1 protein-coding gene is annotated in these 1,931 nt (G+C 37.9%); it reads right to left on the bottom strand.

Annotated features, from left to right (window positions below):
* On the bottom strand, positions 1–1,651 hold a 1,651-nt coding region (locus MXE38_RS12170; RefSeq protein ID WP_246915462.1), incomplete at its 3' end, for a transposase.
* Between the last annotated feature and the right edge of the window lie 280 nt (positions 1,652–1,931).

Genomic DNA, 1,931 nt, shown 5'->3' with positions numbered 1-1,931 from the left:
GCACTTCAACAAGCTCTTTTTGTTGCTTGGAAAGAGCTGATGATAAGATCCACATCTGATCCTTTTTAATACATTGAATATCAGCTAACCGCTCAATCGCACTATCTAACCCAATACGGCTCTTAGTCAGATATGATCTAAGCTTATTGTCAAGTAGCTTACGAATAATAAGAGCAATAAAGGCAATAAACAGTTTGCCATAAATACTGTCTTGATTTTTCACCTCTAGTCTCTCATCAAGAATGTCATTCTTTATGATGCCAAAGATCTTTTCAACGCAGTCTTTTTCTCTATAAATTTCCAATACAGCCTCAGGCCCCAAATCAGAACGAGTAGAAAACAAAGCAAAGCAACCACACAGCTCCAAAAGTTCAGACAAATGGTTTTGCTTTAACTCAAAACTAATACCATCTTCACCTTGGGTAATGTCAAAGAACTGAGAATATTGCTTTAGTTTGTGATCACCTAAACGAGTAACAGTACTAAGTTCTTCGGAAATTTTGGCCACATATGAACTAAGTGAATCTTCATCCCTAGCTGAGGCTTTAGGTGATTTGTACATCATTAGTTGTGTTTTTACACGACCAATCTTGAAGTCCTGAACCTTACAGCGTATTGTCTCGTTTCTATGCAGGATTAGTTGTGAGTTACTGTCGTAACTTGGATTACGTCTCCAGTTAAGAACCTCATCTCTAATGTTATTACAGAAGTCTAATGGGGCACCTACAATAAATTCGCACCCATATTGTCTTACTTCTTCAAGTGAGGCTTTTACAGCAAACCCACCATCCAATACTAATGTAAGAGGGGTATCTAATATGAGGCCATTGTTGGTAGCCTGCTCTAACGCATAAGGTAGGTTTGTAAAATCATTAATAGAGCCGTTATAGCTGCTAAAAAACACAGGCAGCTTGCTTTTGATTGTGCAGAACATGCCAACGTTTATTTGAGGTAGCTTCTCTTTATCGCGGTTGTATCCCCATGCAACCATAGGCATAGAACTAGAGTAGTTTGAAATCGATGTAACATCATAACAAACACAGTCCTCTTTGCAACAATGCCTAATCCATTGTCTAAAAAAGTCGTTACATGTAATAGGGGTTATATCATTGTATAGCTCGCTTAGTCGTTGTGAAGTGATGGGCGCATTAGTGAAGCACATATGCTTACCAGTAAAGTGGTCAATATTTGATAAGCCACCAGGTGCACCAGCAGCAAAGAAAGCAGCAACAGCGAGAATTTTGTTTGCCATAGACTCACCAAAGCTGTTCTTTATCATAGCATCTAGCCCACACTCCCTAGCTAGTGCATGGCAAGCTACAGTATAGCCAAAGGAGGTGTATCCCTTGTTCGTATACTTTACAGCACTAGAGGACACATCCTTTCTTGGTCTACCAGGGCCTTTAACAATTTCAGCAGACGGTATAGGCTTTTTAAAATATTCGTAATAGTTGCTATTAGGGTGAAAAATCTTTAAGTCACCCTCTTGTTCAGAACTAAGCTTACCGATTAGCAGTCTTTTGTGTTTAAGCTTTCCATTTATACGGCTACTACTAATGCGGTACTTGACGTAAATAAGGTCGTCACTTTTCTTATTCAGCTCATATCTAGGCTCATCTGGCACTATAAGAGAAATATTTTTATAAAGCATTTTGTTACCCCACATTTATATTATGTATGGTATCATAATTAATAAAATGGGGCAACGCATAAACTATCAACTAAAGGCTTATATATGCAGAATGTAGATACGGCCTATGTCTTTACTATGGTGTTACCCTATATTAAAATCGGGGAAGTAGGTTTGGTTCAATTAGAAACCAGGTGGGATTCTAAAAAATTATAGGTATTAGTTTCAGTTTTCAGATCTAAAGCTGTAACAGAAAACTACACTATATTAACCTTTGATATACAGGGGATTTTAGCAGAGA

Origin of the sequence: Anaerobiospirillum sp. NML120448, from assembly GCF_023050945.1 — a bacterium.
Taxonomy (GTDB): Bacteria; Pseudomonadota; Gammaproteobacteria; order Enterobacterales; family Succinivibrionaceae; genus Anaerobiospirillum.
This window is presented reverse-complemented; position numbering and strand designations above follow the sequence as displayed.